The organism is Marinibactrum halimedae, from assembly GCF_021234875.1.
Classification (GTDB): domain Bacteria; phylum Pseudomonadota; class Gammaproteobacteria; order Pseudomonadales; family Cellvibrionaceae; genus Marinibactrum; species Marinibactrum halimedae.
The window spans coordinates 67,440-93,299 of record NZ_JAJQVM010000018.1 but is presented as its reverse complement, the minus strand read 5'-3'; the positions used below and the strand labels follow the sequence as shown (position 1 = coordinate 93,299).

General features: G+C 46.9%; 19 protein-coding genes. 7 read left to right on the top strand and 12 right to left on the bottom strand.

Annotated features, from left to right (window positions below; all coding sequences use genetic code 11):
• Positions 1–49: 49 nt before the first annotated feature.
• From LU351_RS11770 to LU351_RS11755, 4 genes are all read right to left on the bottom strand, one after another.
• Positions 50–1,267, bottom strand: a complete 1,218-nt coding sequence (locus tag LU351_RS11770; RefSeq protein ID WP_232594271.1) for an amidase — start codon at positions 1,265–1,267, stop codon at positions 50–52.
• 302 nt (positions 1,268–1,569) lie between these two features.
• Positions 1,570–2,592 (bottom strand): adenosine deaminase, encoded by a 1,023-nt coding sequence (locus tag LU351_RS11765; RefSeq protein WP_232594270.1) that lies wholly within the window; start codon positions 2,590–2,592, stop codon positions 1,570–1,572.
• Positions 2,593–2,795: 203 nt separating this feature from the next.
• Entirely contained in the window at positions 2,796–3,905 is a 1,110-nt protein-coding gene (locus tag LU351_RS11760) for a purine nucleoside permease (RefSeq protein ID WP_232594269.1), read from the bottom strand.
• A gap of 218 nt (positions 3,906–4,123) precedes the next feature.
• The gene (locus tag LU351_RS11755; protein WP_232594268.1) at positions 4,124–6,340 is read right to left on the bottom strand and encodes a TonB-dependent receptor; all 2,217 of its coding nucleotides are present in this window, start codon (positions 6,338–6,340) and stop codon (positions 4,124–4,126) included.
• Between the two features lie 706 nt (positions 6,341–7,046).
• Here LU351_RS11755 and LU351_RS11750 point away from each other — a divergent pair.
• From LU351_RS11750 to LU351_RS11735, 4 genes are all read left to right on the top strand, one after another.
• On the top strand, positions 7,047–8,174 hold the full coding sequence (locus tag LU351_RS11750; RefSeq protein WP_232594267.1) for a nucleoside hydrolase: 1,128 nt from the start codon (positions 7,047–7,049) through the stop codon (positions 8,172–8,174).
• Positions 8,171–9,082 carry an allantoinase PuuE gene (puuE, locus tag LU351_RS11745; RefSeq protein WP_232594266.1) on the top strand — a complete coding sequence of 304 codons (912 nt, stop codon included), beginning with the start codon at positions 8,171–8,173 and terminating at the stop codon, positions 9,080–9,082. The genes LU351_RS11750 and puuE overlap by 4 nt, the downstream gene beginning before the upstream one ends.
• 11 nt (positions 9,083–9,093) lie before the next feature.
• Positions 9,094–9,756, top strand: a complete 663-nt coding sequence (locus LU351_RS11740; protein WP_232594265.1) for a cupin domain-containing protein — start codon at positions 9,094–9,096, stop codon at positions 9,754–9,756.
• A gap of 120 nt (positions 9,757–9,876) precedes the next feature.
• Positions 9,877–11,310: an amidohydrolase gene (locus LU351_RS11735; protein WP_232594264.1), complete on the top strand. Its 1,434-nt coding sequence runs from the start codon at positions 9,877–9,879 to the stop codon at positions 11,308–11,310.
• Between the two features lie 137 nt (positions 11,311–11,447).
• Here LU351_RS11735 and LU351_RS11730 read toward each other — a convergent pair whose 3' ends face one another.
• The 8 genes from LU351_RS11730 to xdhA all read right to left on the bottom strand — a co-directional run bounded on the left by LU351_RS11730 (position 11,448) and on the right by xdhA (position 22,100).
• Positions 11,448–13,079: a methyl-accepting chemotaxis protein gene (locus LU351_RS11730; RefSeq protein WP_232594263.1), complete on the bottom strand. Its 1,632-nt coding sequence runs from the start codon at positions 13,077–13,079 to the stop codon at positions 11,448–11,450.
• Positions 13,080–13,506: 427 nt separating this feature from the next.
• Positions 13,507–14,727, bottom strand: a complete 1,221-nt coding sequence (locus tag LU351_RS11725) for a urate hydroxylase PuuD (protein WP_232594262.1) — start codon at positions 14,725–14,727, stop codon at positions 13,507–13,509.
• An 86-nt stretch (positions 14,728–14,813) separates the two neighbouring features.
• Complete coding sequence (gene guaD / locus LU351_RS11720; protein WP_232594261.1) at positions 14,814–16,142, bottom strand: guanine deaminase; 1,329 nt, start codon at positions 16,140–16,142, stop codon at positions 14,814–14,816.
• Positions 16,143–16,145: 3 nt separating this feature from the next.
• A complete protein-coding gene (uraH, locus tag LU351_RS11715) occupies positions 16,146–16,508 on the bottom strand; it encodes a hydroxyisourate hydrolase (protein ID WP_232594260.1) in 363 nt (120 codons plus the stop codon).
• Between the two features lie 129 nt (positions 16,509–16,637).
• Entirely contained in the window at positions 16,638–17,159 is a 522-nt protein-coding gene (gene uraD / locus LU351_RS11710) for a 2-oxo-4-hydroxy-4-carboxy-5-ureidoimidazoline decarboxylase (RefSeq protein ID WP_232594259.1), read from the bottom strand.
• 141 nt (positions 17,160–17,300) lie between these two features.
• A complete protein-coding gene (gene xdhC, locus LU351_RS11705) occupies positions 17,301–18,158 on the bottom strand; it encodes a xanthine dehydrogenase accessory protein XdhC (protein ID WP_232594258.1) in 858 nt (285 codons plus the stop codon).
• 7 nt (positions 18,159–18,165) lie between these two features.
• Complete coding sequence (xdhB, locus tag LU351_RS11700) at positions 18,166–20,589, bottom strand: xanthine dehydrogenase molybdopterin binding subunit (protein WP_232594257.1); 2,424 nt, start codon at positions 20,587–20,589, stop codon at positions 18,166–18,168.
• A gap of 2 nt (positions 20,590–20,591) precedes the next feature.
• Positions 20,592–22,100 (bottom strand): xanthine dehydrogenase small subunit, encoded by a 1,509-nt coding sequence (gene xdhA / locus LU351_RS11695; RefSeq protein ID WP_232594256.1) that lies wholly within the window; start codon positions 22,098–22,100, stop codon positions 20,592–20,594.
• Positions 22,101–22,547: 447 nt separating this feature from the next.
• On the opposite strand from xdhA, the gene LU351_RS11690 reads away from it, so the two are divergent.
• From LU351_RS11690 to LU351_RS11680, 3 genes are all read left to right on the top strand, one after another.
• Positions 22,548–23,867: an NCS2 family permease gene (locus LU351_RS11690; RefSeq protein WP_232594255.1), complete on the top strand. Its 1,320-nt coding sequence runs from the start codon at positions 22,548–22,550 to the stop codon at positions 23,865–23,867.
• A gap of 168 nt (positions 23,868–24,035) precedes the next feature.
• Positions 24,036–24,671, top strand: a complete 636-nt coding sequence (locus tag LU351_RS11685; RefSeq protein WP_232594254.1) for a TetR/AcrR family transcriptional regulator — start codon at positions 24,036–24,038, stop codon at positions 24,669–24,671.
• Positions 24,672–24,843: 172 nt separating this feature from the next.
• The gene (locus LU351_RS11680; protein ID WP_232594253.1) at positions 24,844–25,794 is read left to right on the top strand and encodes an isopenicillin N synthase family dioxygenase; all 951 of its coding nucleotides are present in this window, start codon (positions 24,844–24,846) and stop codon (positions 25,792–25,794) included.
• The last annotated feature ends 66 nt before the right edge of the window (positions 25,795–25,860 follow it).

Below are 25,860 nucleotides of genomic sequence, written 5' to 3'. Positions count from 1 at the left end.
AACAACAAAAATAGGAACATCTAAAAAGATCGATTAACGGATTTTTATTTTATGACAGACCAAGCGTCGCCATCTTGGCCTCTAGTGAACTTGCCAGTTGCAATAATGACCGATCTTGTCCCCGTGTAGCGGTTAAGGAAACACCCCACGGCGCCGACGACTCCTGTAACCAAGGCAGACTCAATTGCGGAGCCCGGCTTAGCCCTGCCGGTGCAGTCAGTCCCATCAATTGCGAACGATAACGGGCAAGATCATCCGGTTTCATATCAAGCAGCGGCGCAGCGCCAGGAGCCGTGGGCATTAATGCCACATGATTGGGTGTGGGTAGAACATGAGTACGCCAATATTGCAGAAAATGATCGGCTTGAATTTGGGCCGCCGCCTCTTCATTTTCGTCTAACCCTCGGCACCACAACATTCGCTCTTGAATATCCGGTGCAAATACGGGTTGAGTTTTGAGTATCCAGTCACCGTGCTGTCGCCAGATTTCCCGACCTTGCAATACACGAAACGCCGCACTCGCTCGGGTGAGCTCATCGGAATCCACTTTACAATGGGATACGGATTCGAACTGTTCTTCCAATAACGGTGCCCAAGATTGAAGCGCTTCATCCCACACCGTTGAATCCACAATACTGCATACCGTTACGTGACGAAGAGACACTGTGTCTTCACCAGCACACCTCTCCTCAAACGAAAAGGTCCTAGCATAAACATTGGCAACTTTCACCAACGTCTCCAAATCGCGACACAACCAGCCAACAGTATCAAACCGAGGCGCCAGAGCGACCATGTCATCAGTAGGGATAACATCGTGGCTGGGACGCAAACCATACAAACCGTTGTAGCTGGCAGGCACACGAATCGACCCCCCGGTATCGGTACCCAAACCAATATCGGCACTGAGGTTAGCCACTGCTACGGCTGAACCACTCGTAGAACCACCAGGAATTCGACTGGGAGCCACAACATTAAGTGGGGTACCATAATGCGCATTGATACCATTAAGACTATAGGCCAACTCATCTGTCAGGGTCTTGCCCACCAAAGTGGCCCCTGCGGCCAGTAAGGCCTCCACCGCCGATGAGGTTTGTTCTGGAACCGAGTGCGATTTCAACCAATCTGGATTACCCGCACCAGTAGGAATACCCGCAATGTGAAATAAATCTTTCACCGCTAGACGAAGACCGGACAATGGCCCCTCGCCCGTTGAAACTTGACCATCAGGAGGGCAAACATAGGTGAATTCGGGAGCCTGAGCAGCCATAAAGGGTACCTTAGTGCGTTATTACTTATGCAGTGACGATGAAAGTAATGGCTACTTAAACCGTAACAACTGAACGTGATTGCAACCAGACCAGCGATATATTAAGCATTGCATTTATGCGAACTGACAGTTGCGTAGTGTGCAAGCAAAGACAAAAAGACGCCTTGCTGCTAACGGGTATGAATTTGTTGTGGTGTTCGATGATGAACACCACGAAAAACCCTGATTTTGCTAGGTCTACCTTATGCCAACCTGTCCATCTGGTCAACTTTTTGATCCATGATACGCTTCATTCATTCAAATTATTCACCCAAAACCTGTTCTGCCGTCTTGCTGACTTCCTCAAGCCAATGCGCTTTCAGCTCATCACTCATAAAGCTTGCCAAAATGCTGTTACGCACCAACTGAATAATTTGTTCACTAGAAGGATTTAATGAGGTGACCAACGCGCGATAATTTTCATTCACATACCCACCAAAATAAGCGGGATCATCAGAATTCACCATTACTCGCAAACCTCGATCCAACAGTGTAAAAATCGGATGTTTCGCCATATCGTCATAGACACACAACTTCGTATTGGATAAAGGGCAAACCGTTAATGCCACTTTCTCTTGCGCTACTCGATCCATTAACGCGTCGTCTTCCGTAATGCGAACACCGTGATCAATACGATCCACTTGGAGTAAATCCAGCGCTTGAACAATGTAATCTGAAGGCCCCTCTTCCCCTGCATGCGCCACGACCTTGAGCCCTTTTTCTCGCGCTTTAGCGAAGACACGTTCAAATAATGATGGAGGGAAATCACGCTCAGAAGAATCCAGACCCACACCATCAATCAGGGACAGCCAAGGCTGGGCTTCTTCCCACGTTGCCAATGCCGACGATTCAGGCAAATGCCGCAAAAAGCACATGATGAGCTTGGATTCGATGTTTAATTTTTCGCGGGCATCTTCTAATGCGCGTGTAATGCCTTTAACGACGGTTTCAAAAGATACGCCCCGATCGGTATGACTTTGTGGATCAAAGAAAATCTCGGTATGCACCACATTGTCTTCCTGACAACGCAACAAATACGCCCACGTCAGGTCATAAAAATCTTGCTCTACCACTAGCACCGCCGTGGCTTGATAATATAAGTCTAAAAACTCTTGTAGATTTCCAAATTCATACTTAGCCGCCAACTCTTGTGACGTCGCATAGGGCATCGAAATACCATTTCGGGCCGCTAATGCCATCACCATCTCTGGCTCTAAAGTGCCCTCAATATGTAGGTGGAGTTCAGTTTTAGGCAGTTTAGTAATTAGTTGTTCTAGGACACTCATAAAAAATTCCAACAGGCAAATTTACACGGGCTTATTTTTAACACGGACTGACTTACAGAACCGACAGGTCGCTTACAGAATAAATCAAGATAGGCAATTCTCAGGTAATCGAACAAAATATAACATCGATATAAAGAGAATAAAGACAAAAAAGGCGGCATAAATGCCGCCTTTTTCTTTAGTCAACTGACTAACGAGACAAGTTATTTCTCCGCTGCCTCATACGGCAATTGAGTCGCGTAGCGGTCCCAATTATTCACGATGGTATTCACCACTGTACCACCCACCAAATAGGCCGATTCTAACGCCAAGGTCAAGCCAGCGTAATCCTCGCCTTCGGCGGCCAAGTTTTCAGCAGGAGTTAAACCTGGGCCAGGCACAGTAAAGTTACTGGCGGTACGCAATACCATAAAGCGATCGTAATCCACTTTACCGGCACGATCTAAATACGTCAGTGATTGCGCAGTTCCAGTATCTTCCATTGCCGAAGAGACAAACTCACCCTTACCATCTGACCAGTAGTCGACCCAACGATTCGCCCACTGATTCAATACCTCACCATGCCAGAAAGTCATGGCGGCCAATTGATCACCTTTCATAACAAACGGCGCCTTCTGAGCATTGGGGTATTGGGTGTACTTCGCACGCTCTTGCGCAATATGCGCGTCGTCAGGCATGTCTAATTCTTTGGTTAACTCAAACGCCCAATCACGTAATTTCACGTTTGTTTGGAACATTTCGCCTTGGTTAATCGGCTTCTCTTTCGGGAATGGGCCTTTGGTAAATAATGGGAAAAATCCAAATTCCCAATCGTCTGGCATTTCTCTGGGGTCAATTTCATGGCCTAAATCGCCATCCACTAAGTATTCGGCCCAGGCAGCAGAACCAATGGAGGCATCATTTGGATCAAAACCAGAAATCCCGGCGACCAACCAATAGGCTTTGGTTAAATCAAAACGTGGGTCTAACCCTAATGCCATAATGGCCGATGAAGATTTAGCCGTGCCCATACCGGTTACCATACCCAAGACACCAGTCTGCTCATTCATGAATAGGTCATGATGCGATTGCGGAAAAGCAAAGCGCTTGTCTAAGCCGGCACGCTCTTTCCACAATTGAAACTCACCAGCGGTATCACCTTCGTCTTCACCCAATTCAAACATGGTGACAACCACAACTTTAACTTCAATTTTATCGCTTTTATCGACCGCGATACTCGTTGAGGGCGCTTCTTTCGACGCCCCACAGGCAGACAAAATAGCAACAGCGGTGGCAATACACAGCACACCCAAAGTTTTTAATACAATTTTCAATGTTCGCTCCTAAATCGTATATCAGAGTTTGTTATTGACTCTCTTCTAATGCCAAGTTTGTAAATTAACCAACACCCCAAACCAACAAGGGCCGCTATTTAACCAGTTATTTGAACGTAAATTAAGGTGAAGTTGCGATTCAAACAAAAAAGAGAATGAATAAGAACGAAAAAGCCCCGCATAACGCAGGGCATAGAAAGTAAGCTACAGAATGCTTTTTAGAAGTTCATTTTAAACTCAGCTCCCCAGATACGAGGGTCATTTACAAAGCCTGTGTTGTTATTGAAGTCAATTTGGCCTTTTACATTGTCCTCGTCCGTAATATTACGGCCGAATAAGGCAATTTCGTAGTCCTGCTCTACATTGACATATCCTATGCGTAAGCCAATTTCATACTGACCGTTGGTTTGCAACTCAACCGCATCATACAAAGTTAAGCTGGTTTGTCCTTGTCTGGCATAGTCGGTAAAGGCGTAAATTTCACCATTACCAACCGGAACGCTAAACCTACCGGTTAAATTGAAGGTGGTTTCTGGCACACCTTGGAATGGATTACCATCAAGAATTGCATTGCCGTTAGCATCTAGGGGGTCACGAACGGTACATCGATCTGAGCCACAAGGTGCAGTGACTAAATCTGAATCGTTTAATTCCGTGTCAGCGTAACCGAAGCCAGCTGTTAAGATGACATTATCATGAGGAACCCACTCAAGGTCCACATCAAAACCCTGCCCAATACCCTCTTCAGCATTCAGCAAACTATTACCATTATTGGCGCCACCAATGGCCGATAATTGAATATCATTGATAACGTAATAAAACACGCCTGCATTCACACGCAGCTGATCAAACAAATCGGCTTTCACACCAAACTCAATAGAATCAATGGTTTCTGAATCGGCTACAGACGGGTTGCCTTCAAAAGCCACATCACGAGCCTGGATGGATTGCGCTCTGAAACCATTCGCATAACGCGTATAGACACTCAAATCATCATTCACTCGGTAATTCAAGCTGATTTCACCGCTCACCTGATCATCCGATACACTCACAGGCTCATAGTCTTGAATGCTGGCCGCACCAATAACCAAAGCAAAACCATCAACGTTCTGCTCACCCACAGTTAAGTCTTTTTCATCATCGGTGTATCGAAGCCCAACTGTAAGAGTTAGAGCGTCTGTAAAATCATAAGAACCTTGTCCAAACACTGCCCATGTGGTGTTCTCATGGGTCACCGATGTTGCTCCAAAGAATCCATCAATGGAAGTAACATCGAGCTCCGAATCAAAGAAAAATGCCCCAGCTTGCCACTGAAAAGGCGCTGCGCTATTACTGGAAATACGAAATTCTTGCGTAAATTGCTCAACGTCTGCCTGATCCTCCGTGACTGCATCAAAAGGAATAAAACCTGGGCCAGGGTTATCATCATCGATAGATGCACCACCATCAATGTCTCCCAGGCTGGAACCGTCAGCGCTTTCATAGGCCGTAATTGAGGTCAACAGGATTGAATCAAAGTCATAATCCACTTTTAAAGACATGCCGTCGGAATCGTATTCCTGAGGATTATTTCGCCCTTCATTGAAATACACTTTATCTCGATCATAATTCTCATTTAAAGAATTACTGCCGGTAGTAAAAACGTTTGCTCTAAATACAGAAGCCGTTCCATCTAGGCTGCGAGTATGGTAGTTGAATAGCGCTGATAGCTCATCTGTTGGGGTATATAGCAGTTGTACCCGGCCTGCTACTTCATTGTGCCCCCCCATGGCCTCTCTTTCGCCAGTATAAGTATTGTCGATCCAGTCTTCTCGCTTTTGCGATAACACCGAAACTCGAGCAGACAGTGTATCTTCAATAATTGCACCACCCACCGCGCCTTCTAAGTTCAACGTACCTAATTGGCCAATGGCGGTTTTAACATACCCTTCCAAGTCTTCTGTAGGCTTACGTGTGTCAAATTTAATAATGCCTGCCGTGGTGTTTCGACCAAACAACGTTCCTTGAGGGCCACGAATGACTTCCATTGATTCAACATCAAAAATAGGAAAGCTTTTAAGCACAACGTTTTCTTGTACGACATTATCAAAAACGACCGATACCGGTTGTGACGCAGCAAGATCGAAATCGACATTGCCAAGACCTCGAATGTAAAACCGAGGAGCAGCACGTCCATTAGATGACTCAGCATAAAGACCAGGGACTCTGGAAGACAACGCTAATATATCTTCACCACCTGAAAACATGGAATCAAAACGTTCCCCCACCATAGTCGCAACAGAGATAGGTACATCCTGCGTGTTCTGCTCTCTCTTCTGAGCTGTAACAATCACTTCCTCAAGCTGAGCAAACGCCGCCGGAGCATAGATTGTTGAGACAGACGCACCCAGTGCCATGGCCAATGCTGATCGTTTAAAACTCTTCTGGTACTGCATGGTTTTCCTCTCATTTATTTGGGCAAAACCGCCCGACCTTATAAAGCTGACTGAAGTCAAAGATATTGTTTTGACGTTTAATTGTTATGCTGTGCCAACCTTGCTTTAGCACAGGGAATGCCAATACCTGTCTGAAAAGTCAAAAAATTGCAGTCACGAGATACACCGTTGCGTGACTTAGGTATCAAACTGATAAGGACTGTAACTCATATTTCAAAACAAACACCACAGCGCACCAATAAAATGCATAAAAAATAAATGGCGCACCAATAAAATCAGTTCAAAAATGGGGCTTCCCTCACTCAACTATATGAAATTTTCTAAAAACAGCTCCTAATCAGTGTTCAATCGAACACATTGCACATACGGCGTGAATGGGATAAGTTTCACTTCAGGCAAATTTTTAACCATTATGTCAACTTTTTACGGTTTTCATTAGCATGGTATTTTCACCTTAGCATTCAGTTACAGAGCCCTGGTTTATCAAGCAAAATCAATAAACCACAATACTGCTCATATCCAACTAAATAATTGGCGCCTAAACTTCCATAAAAGTGCATAAATTTTCATAACAATACCCATATGAGCTGAATAAATAGTGCCATTACAAAAAATCAATAAAGTGTGTTTCTTCTTCCTATTTGATGGTTATAGTTAGTAGTCTCTGTCTGCTTCTATAGCATTTAATTCTAGTAAGGTTAATTCAATGAAGGCGTTTCGATCTTTTCTCACTGCAACTTTCTTAAGCCCACTACTTGCTCTTTCTTCTCTCGCCGCCGAGCCCGTTATTTATGATACGGACATGGCCATTGACGACTGGACTGCATTGCTGTATTTGGCAAAGCATCCAGAAGTAGACATAAAAGCCGTCACCGTCTCTTGCAGCGGTGAAACCCGTTGTAAACCGGGTGTAGAGAATGTGATATCGCTCCTTGAACTGGCCGATAATACTCAACCCATCCCTGTTGCCCATGGTGATGCGTATCCCTTAGACGGTTACTTTGTTTTTCCCGTAGAGTGGCGTGACGACTCCGATACCTTATCTGGTGTCCCCATTGATAAACCGAGCTATAAACCCTCAAACAAACATGCCGCAGACGTAATTCACGATATTGTCAACGCCAGCAAAGAACCTGTCACGTTGATTGCCGTAGGCCCACTCACTAACGTACACCAATGGCTGGAACGCTACCCACAAGATAAGCCCAAGCTTGGACGTTTGGTCATTATGGGGGGCTCGTTGGATGCCAAAGGCAACATTGAAGTCCCACTATTCACCAAAGGCCACCCCAACAAGAAAGCCGAGTGGAACTTATTTGTTGATCCAGTAGCAACCGAGTTTGTCTTCAAAAGCGGCCTTCCTATTGAAATGGTCGGCTTAGATGTCACCAATAAAGTCAAAGTCACCGCAGAATACGTCGCCAACTTCAAAAAACTGGTTAATAACCCGACAGCGAAATTCGTTGATCAGGTCTACGACAAAAACGATTGGTTTATTGCCTCAGGTGAATATTATTTTTGGGATGTGCTCGCTGCCTTAGTCGTCACCAACCCAGAGTTATGCGTGGCTGAAAAAACACCCATTAATGTCGCTGTCGATTATGTGGAAAAGCCTGTTTACACGAAGACCACCGACACCTCAATGCCCGCTAAACGCTGGGATGGTAAGCCGCGCCGTCATATTGACGAGTCTACCGCCGCCATATTAAGCAGAGCCAAAAGTGGCCCCAAAGTAGACGTGTGCATGAAAACCAATGCGAAAAAAGCACTGAAAATCTTCACTGATACACTGGTGAGCATCGATAAAAGCGACAGCGAGAAAAAAGCACTATGAGTCAGAATACTCGAGATTTTATAGGCTACGGTGCCCACCCCCCACACCCGAAATGGCCGAATAACGCACGCATTGCAGTGCAGTTTGTCATCAACTACGAAGAAGGCGGCGAAAACTGTGTATTGGACGGCGATGTCGCCTCTGAAAAGTTTTTATCTGAAATCGTAGGGGCAGAAGCCTTCACAGGCCAACGTCATATGAGCATGGAGTCGATTTATGAATACGGCAGCCGCGCCGGGTTTTGGCGACTTCATCGGTTATTTACCGAACGTAATATGCCCGTCACCGTGTACGGTGTTGCCAAAGCCTTAGAGCGTAATCCAGATGCTGTGGCCGCCATGCTCGACGCCAACTGGGAGATCGCCAGCCACGGCCTAAAATGGATTCACTACCAAGACATGGGCATCGAACAAGAACGCTCCATGATGGAAGAGGCCATTGATATCCATACCAACGTGACAGGCTCTGCACCTCTTGGTTGGTATACCGGACGCGATAGCCCCAACACCCGACAATTGGTGGCCGAGAACGGCGGTTTTTCCTACCACTCTGATTCCTACTCAGACGACCTTCCCTACTGGTGTCATGACTTTGACGAGCCGCTGTTAACGATTCCCTACACTCTCGACAGCAACGACATGCGTTTTGCAACACCACAGGGTTTTAACAGTGGGGATCAGTTTTTCACCTATCTGAAGGATAGCTTCGACTTCCTCTACGAAGAAGGTGAAACCGCACCGAAAATGCTCAGTATTGGCTTACATTGCCGATTGGTAGGTCGACCAGGACGAGCCATGGCGCTTAAACGCTTCTTAGACTACGTGCAATCCCATACAGATGTTTGGGTATGCAGACGTATTGATATTGCTGAACATTGGCATCAACACTTCCCGCCCAACACAAAATAACGAGAAATATTATGGGAAACATAAAGCGCTTGGGGTGTTTTTGGGGGCTTGGTCTAACGCTATTGGGATCCCTCGGCTGCGACCACATCCCTTCACAAGAAGAGAAAGCACTGGTAACTAACGACAAAACAATCACCAAAGATGAAAAGGTTTCCACTGACGAGCTGATCCGCCATTTAAAACTGCAATCCCATGTTGAAGGCGGATACTACCGACGAACCTTTCAAGCAGATCACCGAGATCCCATTTCTACGGAAAATGGAGATCGATATACTCTCACTTCCATTTATTATTTGCTTACCGAGGCCTCCCCCATTGGGCGCTGGCATTTGAACCAGTCCGATATTTTGCACTTCTTCCATCTGGGTGATCCCATTACGTATTACCTAATCCACCCCGACGGCACATTGACCACAGCCGTATTAGGCCCCGACCCAAGCCAAGGACACCGATTGCAACTCGCAGTACCAGGCGGCACCTGGAAAGCGTCTTATCTACCGCAAGGTGAATACGGACTCATCAGTGAAGCAGTCGCGCCTGGGTTTGATTTTGCTGATATGTCCATTGGCGATAGAAGTGTATTGATTGCGCAATTTCCAGAACATGAAGCACTAATAACCCAGCTCACCCCCACGACCCACACAAACAAAACCACGAAGCGAAAGAGCCACTGAAAAACGCATCGGCTGAGGCACCAAGTGACGAAGACATAACCCATTAACGACATTGGCCCTTATTGCATTTAGGTATAACATCACTTGTTTCCCCACCACTCTCTACCAATTGGACTTGCTATGAGTTTTCCACTTAACCGCCTACTTTCGGCCGCCTCTGCACTAGCGGCCCTTACACTTTCTGGTTGCGCTACACTGGATACACAAAATTCCGCCAACCTTGAACCCGTGGAATTGATCGCCACCGCTGATTACGTCGTCACCATGGATGATAACAACACCATCATTCAAGACGGTGCCATTGCTGTGCGAGATGGAAAAATCATCGCGATATCCGATCGCAACACCATTGAATCCACCTATCATGCTCAAACGACCCTCAATGGCGAAAAAAACATTCTTCTTCCTGGGCTGGTGAATGGCCATACTCACACCGCCATGACACTTTTTCGCGGCATGGCCGATGACCTGGAGTTAATGACATGGCTCAATAACTATATTTTTCCCATGGAAGGCCAGTTTGTGAGCCCAGAATTCGTTTCCATCGGCACGGAATTAGCGTGTTATGAAATGATTCGCGGAGGCACAACCACCTTTGTGGATATGTACTTTTACCCAGAGGTCATCGCAGAAGTCACCGATCAATGTGGATTAAGGGCCATTATTGCCGCCCCCATGATTGATTTCCCCAGCCCCGGTTTTACCGGTTGGGACGACAGCTTTGCCGCCGGACAAACTTTTGTACGCCAATGGCAAGGAAAACACCCCAGAATTACCCCTGCTCTGGCACCACACGCCCCCTATACTGTTTCAAAAGAGCACTTAAAAGCCGTAGGCGATATCGCAGCAAAGCTGAATGCCCCCATTAGTATTCATTTGGCAGAGACCCAAGCTGAGCACGGCATCATTCAAGAGCGCTATCAAAATACCCCTGTTGCACACACCTTGGCACAGTTCGACGAGAAGACAACGGTGATCGCCGCACACATGGTTCACCCTACCGATAGCGATATCGATTTACTGAGCCAGTCTATGGCTGGCCCGATTCATAACCCAACTTCAAACCTAAAGCTGGGTTCCGGGTTTTCTCCTGTGATGGCCATGCAGAACAAAGGCATTGCCGTCGGCCTTGGAACCGACGGGGCCGCGAGCAACAATGATCTCGATATGTGGGAAGAAATTCGCTTAGCGGCCCTCATTCACAAAGGTGCCTCTCAAAACCCGACCGCCGTTCCTGCACGATCCGCCTTAGCGATGGCCACACGCGACGGTGCAAAAGCCGTAAAAATAGAACATATTGGCCAGATTTCAGAAGGGTTTTCAGCGGATTTTGTGTTAGTCGATTACGATGACACCCGCCTTGCGCCCGTATACGACGTCATTTCCCACTTAGTGTACGCCATCGACAGCACAGACGTTGACACCACGGTGGTTGCCGGAAAGGTTCTGATGGAAAACAAAGAAGTACTGACCATTGATGAACTCGCACTCAAAGCCAAAGTCGAGTCCATTGCCAATAAAATTAAGGCTGCATTAGCCAAAAGCGAGAAGTAAACAAACGGGTTCTTCCAGGCATGTAATTCCAAGCATGTAAATTGTGCCTGGAAACCCACTCTATTCACTCAAAAACCAAATCCACAACAGATACAGAATGACCGGGCACGGTTACGAGGCATAGTTACAAAAAATACTTACGAGACACGATATCGGCTGGAAATATTCTTTAATTGATCTGCCATACCATGCAACTGTTGAGACAACCCAACCGCCACTTCACTGTCGTTATTCGCTTGACGAATCACATCAGCCAATGCCGTGATATTCGTACGAACATGCTCCATCGCGTAACTCTGCTCTTCCGTCGCAGCGGCAATTTGAGTATTTAAGCCAAGAATTTCTTCAACACCGCCAGCAATGTCTTTGAGAGAATCACTGGCTTGCGATGCGGTTTCAATCGTAGCCAGCGTCTGCGCATCGCTTCGCCGCATAGCTCTAGCACTGCGTTCAGTGCCAGATTGAACACTTTCAATGATGCTCTGAATTTCTGCCGTAGACTCCTGAGTGCGCTTTGCCAAATTTCGCACCTCCTCGGCAACCACAGCAAACCCGCGCCCTTGCTCTCCCGCACGAGCGGCTTCAATCGCCGCATTTAATGCCAATAAATTCGTTTGCTCTGATACGCCCTTGATGACATCCAACACCTCACCCACACGATTCACATCCTGCTCAAGACTGCTCATGGATTCAGAGACTTCCGCATTGTACCCAGATAACGCCTCAACCGAAGCCAGCGCCTTGGACATCAACTCCAAACCCTCATGAGCACCTTTATCGGCAGAAGTGGCCGCATCACTGGCGATACTGGCATTTCTGGCAATATCTTGAATGGCTGTAGCCAATTGCTCTAGGGCCGCGACTGCTTGATCTCCGTTTTCCAAGGCACGACGGGTGCTAGCACTGGTCTCAGTAGCGGATTGCCTCATACTCTCTGAAGCCCCGTTCACATCCAGCGATAACACGTTAATTGCGTTCACATTACTGATGGTGTTGCCCCTTACCGTGTCTAAATTGTGGAGCAATTGCCCAAGCTCATCATTACGATAGCTTCCCAAAGGAGAAAGCCGATTTAACTCACCCGTACTGAATATCTGCAAAAAATGAATGGCTTGATTAAGAGGATTAAACAGACGGCTTCGTAATACCCAAGTTAAGAAAACAATCACTAAGATCGCGATCACCAGCGTTAAGGTAATCACAAAGCGATTGACCTTCTGCACATCCGCCTGCACCTCTATTGAGCGCGTTTGGGTTAACCTCTCCAAGCGCTCCGCCACTTCTGCCAACAACTTACTGGGTTCACGATCAATGCCTCGCACGGCGATATCACCCACTCTGGGGTCAAAATCACTGGCGACGTATTCATTAAAGCCTCGTCGATATTGAACACCTAACTGCTGATGAACACTCACAAACCGCAACAACATACGACGTGCATCCTCATCTTTGACAGTGTTCGCCAACTCACTGGACTCTTTTTGTAAAGTATCCTGCCAGTCATTGAAACGACCCCAATACTTTTCACGATTGTCCGTTTCATGCCCTCTCAACAACGTATTCTTCCACTCCTGTACTTGCACTTTAAAGTCAAAATTCAGCTGTTGAACACTACGACTGACAGCAACATCTACCTCCAGTAAGAGATTAAGACGCTCAGCACGATCTACTAATAACGAAATGGCGATTAAATTAGTACCAATAATAACAATTAATGCTGCAATCACTGCTGTGGTCAGCTTCTTCTCGGTACTTCTCTGAAATTGCATAGTTAGACACACCCAAAATACAGTTATTTAGAACGATGCCTTCTCTCACGTTAAATTATGAACCAAATAGGCCATGAAAAACGGGCAACTCACCAAAGGCGGTAGCACATTTCTGGGAGAAGATTGATAAATAATGTTAATTATTTATGATAAATGTGTCATAAATATTAGGTATATAAAACTTTTTTTATAATAAAAATAGAGAGTTAGGCGACTTTGTTTCAGAAAAAGAACAAAGGAAGAATAGCAGTTTGAAGTTGGAATTTAACAAGTCTTGCTGTTAATTGTTTTTAACTACATGAGCTTAACAACACAAAAGATCGATCGAAAAACCGTAAACCAACAAAAAAGGAGGTATTACACCTCCTCTATTTATAGCGAGTAACTATCGTAGATACTTTTTCTATCTCGCCAGCTTAACAAGTGATTATTGAGACAACCCGTCTAACCAACGCCCCAATCGCAAACGTTCCTCAGTGGTCATATTAGTGAAATTACCCAAAGGCATATACTGAGAGTCAACCGCTACCGACCGCACTTTAGGCGCCAAGGCTTTAATTTGATCTGCACTCTCAAACACAATACCGGCGGGCGGTGCCACAAACCCAGGCTGAGTTGGTGTCGTTGAATGACAATTTGAGCAATGGGTTTGTATTAAGCTTAACCCTTCCAAATCGGTCACAGGAGGCAATGAATGCGTTTGAGTCTCAACCTCTGTATCGGCCTGAGTTAACGCCACTGGTATAGGACGAATCGCATATGCCACCGCCACCATCGCTACGGCCGCAATCGCCAAAATATGCGGCTTAAGCACGCCCTGATTGCGTAAATTAAAGAAGTGGCGTGCGTACGCACTAATTGCTCCAATAGCCACAATCAACAACCAGCCATGGGCATGACTGTAAATGATCGGGTAGTGATTGGAGATCATCAACATGATCACCGGCAAAGTGAAGTAGTTATTGTGCGTCGAACGTAACTTGGCAAAAGCCGCTCGGTTCACATCTGGCTCTCGACCTTCTTCAATGGCTTTTACGAACGCTTTTTGTGACGGGACGATGCCAAAAAAGACGTTACCGGTCATCAAGGTGCCAATGGCAGCACCCACATGCAGGGCCGCCGCACGAGGAGCAAAGAGTTCAAAGGCAAGGTAGCTCAGCCCCAAAAGAACAGAGCCCATAGTGACGGCAAAGACAGGGCCCTTGCGTACCAAAGGTGTTCGAATCAAGCATTCATAAATCCCCAAAGTGCCTAATAGAAAACCAAGGCCTGCCAACACAGAAATCATGGGGCTAGTGATTAAACCCTCTGCCGCCAACATATAAGTGGCTGCTTGGCCGTAATAAATCACACTGACCAACATGAAGCCGGTCAGCCACGTTGTATAGGATTCCCACTTCACCCAATGCAATACATCGGGCATGCGCTCCGGGGCAACGTTGTATTTTTGAAATTCATAAATACCGCCACCATGAATCACCCAGACATCGCCTTTGATGCCTTTGTCTTCTTTCCATTTAGGGGGTTTACGCAGGTTGTTATCAACCCACACGTATTTAAAGGAGGAGCCAATCCAAGCAATGGCGGCTAAGACATGAAGCCATCGAAAACCAAGGCTTAACCAATCAAGAATGTAAGACGTTAACATAACTACTCTAATTGTGATTAAAAACGAATTGTGATTAAAAACTGAAAAAGGGGGAGATATGAGTCTCAATGCGGCATATTCACACCCTACACGTCAGCCGCTTGGTACACTTGCCTCCCTTGAAGGTACGTTGCTTGTATCAAGCGGTCATCACCTAGGGTCATGAACAAGAACAACTTTTCAGCCAAAGATGAACACTGCTCGTAACGATACGCCATCAAGGGCGTCGACTGCGGATTCATAACAATAAAATCCGCTTCTTTGCCAGTTTCAAAATTCCCAATTTTGTCATCCAGCCTCAATGTTTTGGCATTACCCAAAGTCAACCAGTAAAAAGCCTCGAAGGGGTGCAAAGATAGACCCTGCAATTGCAAGACTTTGTAAGCTTCGTTGAGGGTATGCAGCTGGCTAAACGATGTGCCCGCACCGACATCCGTCGCAATACTGGCCCCCACGTTGAACGAGCGCGTACGCTCAAGATCAAACAAACCACTGCCTAAAAAGAGGTTTGAAGTGGGGCAAAAGGCAATACTTGAACCCGTATCAGACAGGCGCTGCAATTCATCATCACTAAGGTGAATACCGTGAGCAAACACACTGGTCGGCCCCAATAACCCATAATGATCATAAACATCCAAGTAGTGTTTACGCTCTGGAAATAGCGCTTTCACCCAGGCAATTTCGCCGTGGTTTTCAGATAGGTGCGTCTGCATATACACGCCCGGAGAACTGGCAAGTAATTCCCCAGATAGCGTCAATTGAAGCTCCGTTGAAGTAGGCGCAAAACGCGGGGTTAGGCAATAAAGCTGCCGCCCATTGCTGTGCCAACGGTCAATCAAATCGGCACTCTCTTGCACACCGGACTCGGCTGTATCGGTTAATGCATCAGGTGCATGTCGATCCATCAAGACTTTACCGGCGATCATACGACTACCACGGCGCTCAGACGCCGAGAAAAACGCATCCACCGATTGTGGATGAACGGTGCAATAAACCATGGCCGTGGTTGTGCCACAACGCATCAATTCATCGAGAAAAAACTCAGCCACATTAGAAGCATAATCGTAATCGGCAAACCGTTGCTCCGCAGGAAAGGTGTAATTATTCAACCAGTCCAATAGCTGCTCACCATAGGATGCAATCACATCGGTTTGAGGAAAATGAATATGAGAATCAATAAAACCCGGCATGATCACTTTACCGGGAAAATGCGCTGTTTTGACCTGCGACAATGACGGCAGCAACACCTCGGCATGATCCAAGGCAATAACGTTTCCCGACTGATCTAAGACTAAAATCCCATCCTCATAAAAACGAAGCCCGGAACCCTCAACAGTGGGGGCACTCGTAAAATCTAAGATACTGGCGCGAAACGCCTGCGCGGCAAGGGAGCCGATTCCTTCAGTGGGGGTCATTAATTAACTGCCTCGATAGGTCGAATAACCGTGCGCACTCAATAAAAGAGGAACGTGAAAATGCTCTTGTGTTGTCGCGACATGAAAAGAAATCACCACCTCCGGGTAAAAACTTTTGACGCCGCGACGATCAAAGTAGTCACTGGTTTCAAAGCGTAATTGGTACAAACCAATCGCCGCTGTAAACGAGGTATCCCACTGTTCCACACGACCATCATCATTGGTACGCCCGGTACTCACGAGTTTCCATTGATTCTCTTCAAACACCGACAGCGATACCAAAACATGACCTGCTGGCTTGCCTTGTTCGGTGTCGAGAATATGGGTAGTAATCGGCGCACGGGACGCATTAGGAGCTTGTGCCATAAGTGACTCACTTATTCGCTGTAGTAAGATCGGATAATTGTAATAAGTTGATTGACATATAGTTGATTGACGTAATAGTTGGCTGACGCAAGACGTTAACTAATCGCAAGACCCAGCTATCTAAAACGGCTAATCCAGCGTGACCCGCTGATGAATTCGAATTTCGGTGATTTTTGCCTGTTCCATTGCACCATTGGCCACTTCTAAAGCACGAGGGTTAGGTAATCGCTGACGCAAAAGCACGAGCATTTCTTCAGCGCTTTTTCCGGTCGCACAGACAATAAAAATAAAACCATTTTTGTCAAAATAAGCTTCATTTTCATCAAACAACGCTTGTATCACGTTATCATCAGCCTCTGCCACCTGCCCCTGCTCTTTGCTTGCCGCACTGTATTTTTGTTTTAGCGCGTTCATATCGCCAATACGAGCATGTCCCTGAAAGGCCTCCAAAACCTCCGCTTCTGTTGCATCGTGCCAAGCTTCTCGTGCTTTTTGCAGTACTGACTCCACCGAATCATAAGGGCGTGAAGCCGCCATCTCTTCAGCCCAACGTTGGCAATGACAAATATTGGCAAAAAAATCCGCAACAACTGACTGCGGTAAAGTATTGAGCTGCTGGAGACAAACCTCGCTCAAATCGGTGCTACTCATAATCGATATTTCTCATAATCGGCACTTCTCATAACGGAAACCTATTTTTAAAGAGTCAAGTTTCTAAAAATCAAACCTAAAAATGACGTCTAAATTAAAGCCAATGCATTTAACAAATGAAAAACTCATCAATAGGGTAACTTAATCATGCACAGTCACTGTGGCATGCTGTAATGCAGACTTCATTTCTTTCCACCCTAAGCCTCGCTTGGTTACTTTTGCCTCACTGTTGGCGTGATAGTGCGCAATCAACTGCCCGGCAATGGATACGGCCACTTCCATTGGGCGTTTACCAGGGATTTCTGACAAGCCAACCGGGCTTTGGAGGTGATCAATAATCTCCTGAGCAAGCCCTGCGTGTGCCAAACGTTTACGAAAACGCTGAGCCTTCGTATTCGAGCCAATTAACCCCACAAAACCTAATTCGCTGCGAGCCAATGCCGCTTGGGTTAAGGCATAATCCAAAGCGTGATCGTGGGTAAGGATTAAAATATCGGAAGCAGTGGGCAACGACCTGACTGCCTTTAAAGGGTCTTGATAGGTTTTCGCAGACACATTGGCCGGCAGAGAAGCCGGAAATAACTCAACGCGCTCATCACACCAATACACCTGTACAGGCAGTTCTGCCAAAATAGGAATTAAACGCTGAGCAACGTGCCCCGCCCCAAACACAGCCAATTGCCATTGACACGGCGCAAAGCATTCCAACATCACACTCATATGACCACCGCAGCACTGCTGGGCCTGTGCAGCCAGCGGAAATGCTTCCATCGCGACCGTGTTTTTGCCATCCGATAACAGTTGCCGAGCATGCTGAATCACTAAAAATTCAAGCTGCCCTCCACCAATAGTGTCATGGGTGTGATCTGCCGTAATCACCATTTTGGTACCCGGCTCACGAGGGGTAGAACCTGCTGCCCCCATCACTGTAGCAATCACATAACCCGCACCAGCCTCAGCATAATGGGCAATCGCTTGATGCCAATTCAGAGGGGACATTTGAAGCTCACTTTTCATAAATTGCTTCACTCTCTTGATTTTCCGATGCCAGCTTTGTCGACGCTACAAACTGCTGAGCAGCCTGCATCGCCATAAACACTCTTTCTGGCGTTGCAGGGGGATCAAGACGTGGGCTCATTTTGTAGTCTGCTACACTGGCGCAAGCATCACGCAAAGCCGCCCACACAGCAATCGCCAGCATCAACGGAGGCTCACCCACTGCCTTGGAATTGAACACGGTATCTTCGTTGTTGGCACCTTCATAAATGGCCACTCGGAAATCGCGAGGCACATCAAAGGCAGTGGGAATCTTATAATTGGCCGGACTGTTCGACATCACTCGGCCTTTATCATCCCAACATAACTCTTCGGTGGTTAACCACCCCATACCTTGAATAAAGCCTCCCTCAATTTGGCCAATATCCAACGATGGATTAATGGATTTACCCACGTCATGAAGAATATCCACTCGTTCTACTCGATATTCGCCGGTAAAACAGTCGACAACCACCTCAGCCGCCGCCGCACCATTTGCAAAATAGAAGAAAGGTCGACCGTTAGCGTTTTCTCGGTCGTAATGAATTTTCGGTGTTTTATAGAAACCATGCGCCATCAGTGGTACACGGTTCATATAAGCCAAACGACAAAATTCACCGAAAGGTAAGGTTGTTGGGCCGACTTGTACTTCACCGTTGGCAAAGACCACTTGAGACTCAGAAACGGAATACTGCTCACACGCGAATGCCAACAAACCTTGGCGTAGGGTTTCACACGCATTTTTAGCCGCCAAACCATTTAAGTCAGTGCCAGATGAAGCGGCCGTCGGAGAGGTATTGCCAATCTTATCGGTTCGAGTGGAAGTCACTTGGACACGACTCACGTCCACACCAAATTCATTGGCCACCACTTGAGCAACTTTGGTATATAAACCTTGCCCCATTTCGGTACCGCCATGATTCACGAGAATCGAACCATCGGTGTAAATGTGGACCAAGGCACCCGCTTGGTTTAAATGCTTTGCGGTAAAAGAAATACCGAATTTCACCGGGGTTAATGCCAAGCCTTTTTTCACGTAACGATTTTGGCGATTGAACGCCTGTATTGACTGACGACGCTCCCAGTACTCACTGCTCTGCTCTAACTGCTCAATCAGATCAGGAAGAATATGTTGCTCAATGGTCTGACCGTAATGAGTAGTATCTTTCCCCGGTTTATAGAGGTTGCGTTTACGAATGGTAAGGGGATCTTCGCCCAAGTGACGGGCAATGTCGTCCATTACGCACTCAATCGCCACCATCCCTTTAGGGCCACCAAAGCCACGAAACGCCGTATTCGACACGGTATTCGTTTTACAGCGATGACCTGTCACTTTCGCTTGATTCAGGAAATAACCGTTATCGGCATGAAACATAGCCCGATCGACAATGCCTTCGGAAAGGTCGGGTGAGTAACCACACAAACCAGCTAACTCGATGTGAATACCTTCGAGGCAACCTTGTGCATCAAAGCCAACATCATAATTGAACGCAAAATCATGACGTTTACCGGTACGCTCCATATCTTCACGACGAGGTAAGCGGAATTTTACCGGACACTGCAAATGATGAGCAGCCACCGCCGCCGCACAAGACACCGCTGCCGCTTGAGATTCTTTTCCGCCAAAACCACCCCCCATACGACGCACCTCTGCCGTCACTTGATGTAGCGGCAGGTGCAAGACTTCCGATACTAATTTTTGTACCTCGGTAGGGTGCTGACTGCTGGTGTGAACATGCATTCCACCATCTTCCGTGGGAATGACGAGGCTGATCTGCCCCTCTAAATAAAAGTGCTCTTGCCCAGCCATATAGCCTTCACCACTCAAGCGATGAGCAGCGCCAGCAACAGAAGCTGCGGCATTCCCTCTCTGCATGGTATGAGTCGGTAGGACAAACTCCTGCGCTTGCAGTGCGTCTTTCACCGTCACCACCGGCGCTTCGACATCGTACTCCACCACCGCCAATGCCACCGCTTTTTGAGCCAGTTCATAAGAGGTTGCCACAACCGTAAATAACGTTTGCCCAACAAACTCTACTTGATTTACCGCGAATAAAGGATCACCCGCATACACCGGACCCACATCTAACTCACCCGGAACATCTTCGTGGGTGAAAACATCCACCACACCCGAAGCCGCTTTCACTGCTGAAAGATCCATCGAAATGATTTTGGCACGAGCGTGCAAACTGCCACCTGCTGCCATGTGCAATGTACCTGGAGGCTCAGGCATATCATCTACATACAGCGCCGTCCCCGTTACGTGTTTAATGGCGCTCTCGTGTGCCCCGGCTTCACCAATCGCACCACAATCTGGCTTTTTAGTAGGCTGTTTTTTCGGGCGCCGACGCAGCTTTGCTGGCTGCTCGGAGTCATAAGGTCTGACGTTACGCATGATTACACCTCCCCTCCAACGTCTAAAGAGGTACCCTGCTGATCCACTTTAGGGTAACGCTGTTCAACATGTCTCTCACCGGCGGGATTCCAGACTCCCACCCTATGGCGTGGTTCACTGGCTTCGAGCCACGCTTTGCTCAATAAATTTTTAGCCACCTGCATACGATAAAAACTGCTGGCACGAACATCTGACATTGGGCTCAGCGCATGCTCAACGGCCAACATCGCCTCCTCTATTGTGGTCATATCCGCTTTTTTACCTTCCATAGCCGCTTCCGCCTCAGTGATTCGCAGAGGCACTGCCGCCATACCGCCATAAGCAATGCGAACATTCGTAAACACGCCCTCTTTAACTCGCCAACGAATCACTCCCAACACCGCTGAAATATCGTCTTCAAAGCGCTTAGACACTTTATAAGTCGTGAAGAATTCATCTGCCTCAGGGGGTGAAAACTGAATCGAGCGAATATACTCACCCGATTGCAGTACCGTCTTTTTGTAATCGAAATAAAACTCATTGAGGGAAACTTGGCGCTCGGAAGCAGCACTGGCAAGATTCAATTCGGCATCTAGCGCCAACAGCACCGGAGGTGTATCCCCAATCGGCGATGCATTGGCAATATTTCCCCCTATCGTGCCTTGATTTCTTATTTGGCGCGAACCAATACGGTGCATCAAACTGACAAAACTCGGAACCACATCCTCTAGTAACTTTTCGGCATCGCTGTAGGTGACAGCACTGCCAATCTCGACCAACTCAGCGGTAACTTTGGCATGTTTTAACTCCGCCACCGAAGACAGGCCAATTAACTGAGGCAAATCACGATTTTGCTGGGTTTTTTCTAAAAGAAGGTCTGTTCCACCGGCGACAAATCGCGCATCAGGATACTGCTCCAGTGCTTCTTTCAAGCGAGCTTCTGTACGCGGATAAAGACAAACTTGAGACTGGGTGCTTAACAGAGCATCGCTTACCGGAGGCTCGATGCCTTCGGGTAAAAAAGATAAGGTTGTTGATTCTGAACAAAGTTGATGAGCACTTAAAGCGGCATCCACAATCGGTCGGTAACCCGTACAACGGCATAAGTTACCAGATAAGGCATCCAACACTTGGGGTTCTGACAGGGGTTGCCCACCCCTATTCTCATAAGCGGCAGTCAATGACATCACAATACCAGGCGTACAAAAGCCACACTGTGAGCCATGATGCTTGACCATCGCCTCTTGCACAGGATGCAGCTGATCTCCCACATGAAGACCTTCGCTGGTATACAGCACTTTGCCATGAGCTGAAGCCAGAAGCGTAATACAACTGTTCACCGTTCGATGAATCCAAGTACCAGACTCGGTTTGCTCAGCCAGCACCACTGTACAAGCACCACAGTCACCACTGGCACACCCTTCCTTGGTGCCCATTTGCCCCTCTTTAGTGCGAAGATATCGCAAAATGGTCATTGATGGTTCAATTTCATCAATCTCTCGCCACTCACCGTTTAAATTAAAACGAATCACATCTCACCTTCCAGCGTTATTCACAGTTATTCTCGCCTCAACAACAGCGTGTGGCAGCTTGGTTACGCCAACATTAACTGTCTATGCGTTGCTATATTCTGTGCCAATAATGCAACTTTCTGACCAAGTAGACAAGTTTTTAAATTCAAACTAATTTTAGTGAATTCACTATACTTGGCTAGGTATTTGCAGAAATAGTTAACCAAATAGTCAGAATTTACTATCTACTATAAACGTAACGTTTTCAACTGAACCATCACTGGCAACATTGAATTCATCGCGCTATTGTTGCTCCCTTTGTAAATGAGGCGGCATCATTTCGGGATAGGAGCCTCTAAAGAAAAGCGATGTTTAATAGCTGACCAATAGGGCCACTTACTACCCGAATAGAAAATAAGCCGCTGACTTCTTTCTATAAAATGTCCAATACAGTACTGAGATTCACCTATGCTTGAACGACTGTTTAAACTGAATGCCCACGCAACCAATGTTAAAACGGAGATTATCGCCGGTCTTACCACCTTTGCAGCCATGTCGTACGTCCTGGTGGTTAACCCAGGAATTCTGTCCGCCAGCGGGATGCCAATTGACGGCCTCATAACGGTTACTGCCCTCGCTGCGTTCTTTGGCACACTCATGATGGCCTTATTTACGAACTATCCCATTGCTCTTGCACCAGGTATGGGATTAAACGCGTTCTTTGCCTTTACCGTCTGTTTAACCCGTGAAGTCCCCTGGCAAGGAGCCTTAGGCTTAGTATTTTGGAACGGCATCTTATTTTTATTGTTGTCCGTTACGGGTGTACGAACAAAAATTGCCAATGCCATTCCCCATGCCTTAAAAATCGGGGTGCAATGTGGGATTGGTTTATTTATTGCGTTTATCGGCCTGAAAAATGCCGGCCTTGTGGTCGATAACCCTGCCACCTTTGTACAACTAGGTGACCTGTCTAATCCCGCTGCGCTGCTCGCCTTATTTGGCATAATCCTCACTATTATTTTAGTCATTCGCAAAGTCACTGCGGCAATTGTTTTCTCTGTTCTTGCATTAACGCTCATTGGCTTATTTATCCCTCATGGTGAAGGCACTCTGACCCCTACGCCCGATGCCATTATCGGCTTGCCACAAGGTATTTCCGATACGCTTTTTGCCATGGATTTGATGTACCCCATTACTCATTTTGCTGATACGTGGGATATCGTCTTTGCCATGGTATTTGTGAATATGTTCGACACCATTGGCACTCTGATTGGAGTATCTCGCCGCGCGGGCTTGCTGGATAAGGAAGGAAAGCTACCGAAAATGGGCGGTGCAATGACTGCTGATGCAGGAGCCAGTGTCGTTGGTGCTGCACTCGGAACCTCTCCGGTAACCTCATACGTTGAATCTGCCGCAGGTATTTCTGCTGGCGGTCGCACAGGCCTTACCGCCGCAGTTACTGGCGTGTGCTTTTTGTTAGCGCTTTTCCTAACCCCACTCATGAAAGTCATCCCAATGATGGCTACCACCCCAGCACTGGTGATGGTGGGTATTTTAATGATGGATTCCATTCGCCAGATTGACTTCGACGACCTTGCCTCCATGGCAACCGCTGTTGTGGCACTGATTGCAATGCCACTAACCTTTAGCATTTCTGAAGGCATCGCCTTGGGATTCATTGTCTACGTAGGCATAATGCTAGGCACAGGAAAGCACAAACAAGTGACGCCGATTACTTACGCATTAGCGGCAATCTTTGTGTTGCGCTACGCGCTGGATCTGAAATAAATTCAGAGCCAGACAAGCGCACCTTTTCTATGCAGGGTGTATCAGACCATTGTTTTTACTGAATGAATCTGAAACAAGAAGTCTGAGACAATAAAAAAGCCATTGAATTGCTGGCAGGCCAGAAACCTCACTTCTGGCCACACTCAAACAGGACAATGAAATATCACAATGAATGTCGCCGTAAAAAAATATAAACCGGGAAAGATTCGCGAGCGCAATGAAGAGCTCATTTTAGAAGCTGCAGAACAAGAATTTGTGTTACACGGATTTAAAGGCACCAGCGTACAGGCCATTGCTGATCGCGCCGGGCTACCTAAAGCGAACATCCACTATTATTTTAAAAATAAGTCGAATCTCTACAGTGCTGTCTTGTCCAACATCATTGATCTTTGGAACGATTCTCTGGAAGACATTACTGCCGACGATGATCCCGCTGAGGTCCTGCGTAACGTCATTCGTAAAAAAGTCGAGCTCTCGTATTTGCACCCACGCTCATCCAAACTCTTTGCCATGGAAATCATCCAAGGGGCGCCTCATATCCGCGAATACATTCGCTCAGACATGCGCCAATGGGTTCGCTCCAAAACGAAAGTGTTTGATGCCTGGATTGCCGCAGGAAAAATGGACCCAATCGATCCTGTACATCTTATTTTTATGATTTGGTCTACGACGCAACACTACGCTGACTTCGAGACCCAAGTATTGACCTTGATGAATCGTGCCGAATATGAGCGGGATGATATCGAGCGAATTACCAATTGTTTAGTTCATGTGATTTTGAAGGGCTGCGGTTTAAACCCGTAAGCTCATCCCGGACGTATTCAAGCGCTATAATCCCTTAAATACGCTCTCTTAAATACAAGCTCTTAAACAAAGTCACTGCTAAAAACAGACAGAAAAGCGCCACTACAGAGCGTTATCGATAAAAACCCTTAATACACAACCCTTAACACACTACCGCAAGCTGAATTTCATCATGACAGACTCCTACGGCGTACCTACTCTTGACCTTTCTCAATGGGGTTCAGAAAGCCAATCTTCGTTTATACAAGCATTAATGAAAGGCCTTGAAACCTTTGGTTTTGTGGTCATTAAAAATCATGGCATTCAACCCTCTTTGCTGGATAAGGCCTATCAACAATCGAAAGCCTTATTCGAATTGGATGAAACCGAAAAGCTCCAATACTCCATTGAAAGCAGCCAACGAGGTTATACCGCGTTTGGTCGCGAGCATGCCAAAGACAACCCCATTGGCGACCTCAAAGAGTACTGGCATATTGGTCCTGAGCTTTCAGAAGACAGCCCCTACTTGAACGAATATCCGAAAAATTTTTGGCCAACATCGTTACCCAGCTTTCAGCCTGCGCTGTCTTCCCTTTATGCCGAATTGGATCGAGTCTCTCAAATCTTACTGGCCGCTATTGGCAAAGGACTGAATGTCGAAGACGGTTTTTTTAAACAGCTTACCCACGACGGCAATACCGTCATGCGCCTGATTCACTACCCTCCAGTAGAAAATGGCGCCCCCACTGGAGCCATGCGCGCCGCCCCCCATGCAGATATTAACTTGATTACCCTTCTCATCGGTGCCAGTTCTGAGGGTTTAGAGCTATTGGATAAAAACGGAGAATGGTTACCCATCAATAATGCTCCAGATGAAATCGTCGTGGACACCGGCGATATGATGGCAAGGCTCACCAACGAGCAACTTCCTTCTACGGTACACCGGGTAGTCAATCCGAAAGACTTGTCACAGGCTCGTTACTCCATGCCATTTTTTGTACACCCCCACAACAGTGCCTCGCTGGTAAGCTTGCCTCAGTGCTTGAAGGGAGAACCCCCAAAACATGAGCCCATCACCGCAGGCGACTTTCTGCATCAACGACTGAGAGAAAATGGCTTTTTAAAAGAGTCTGAAGACAACTAAACTGCCAACCAAGGGCGACAGCCTTTGTATACTGGGCCGCCCTAGCCCGCCTAATAAATCGATGAG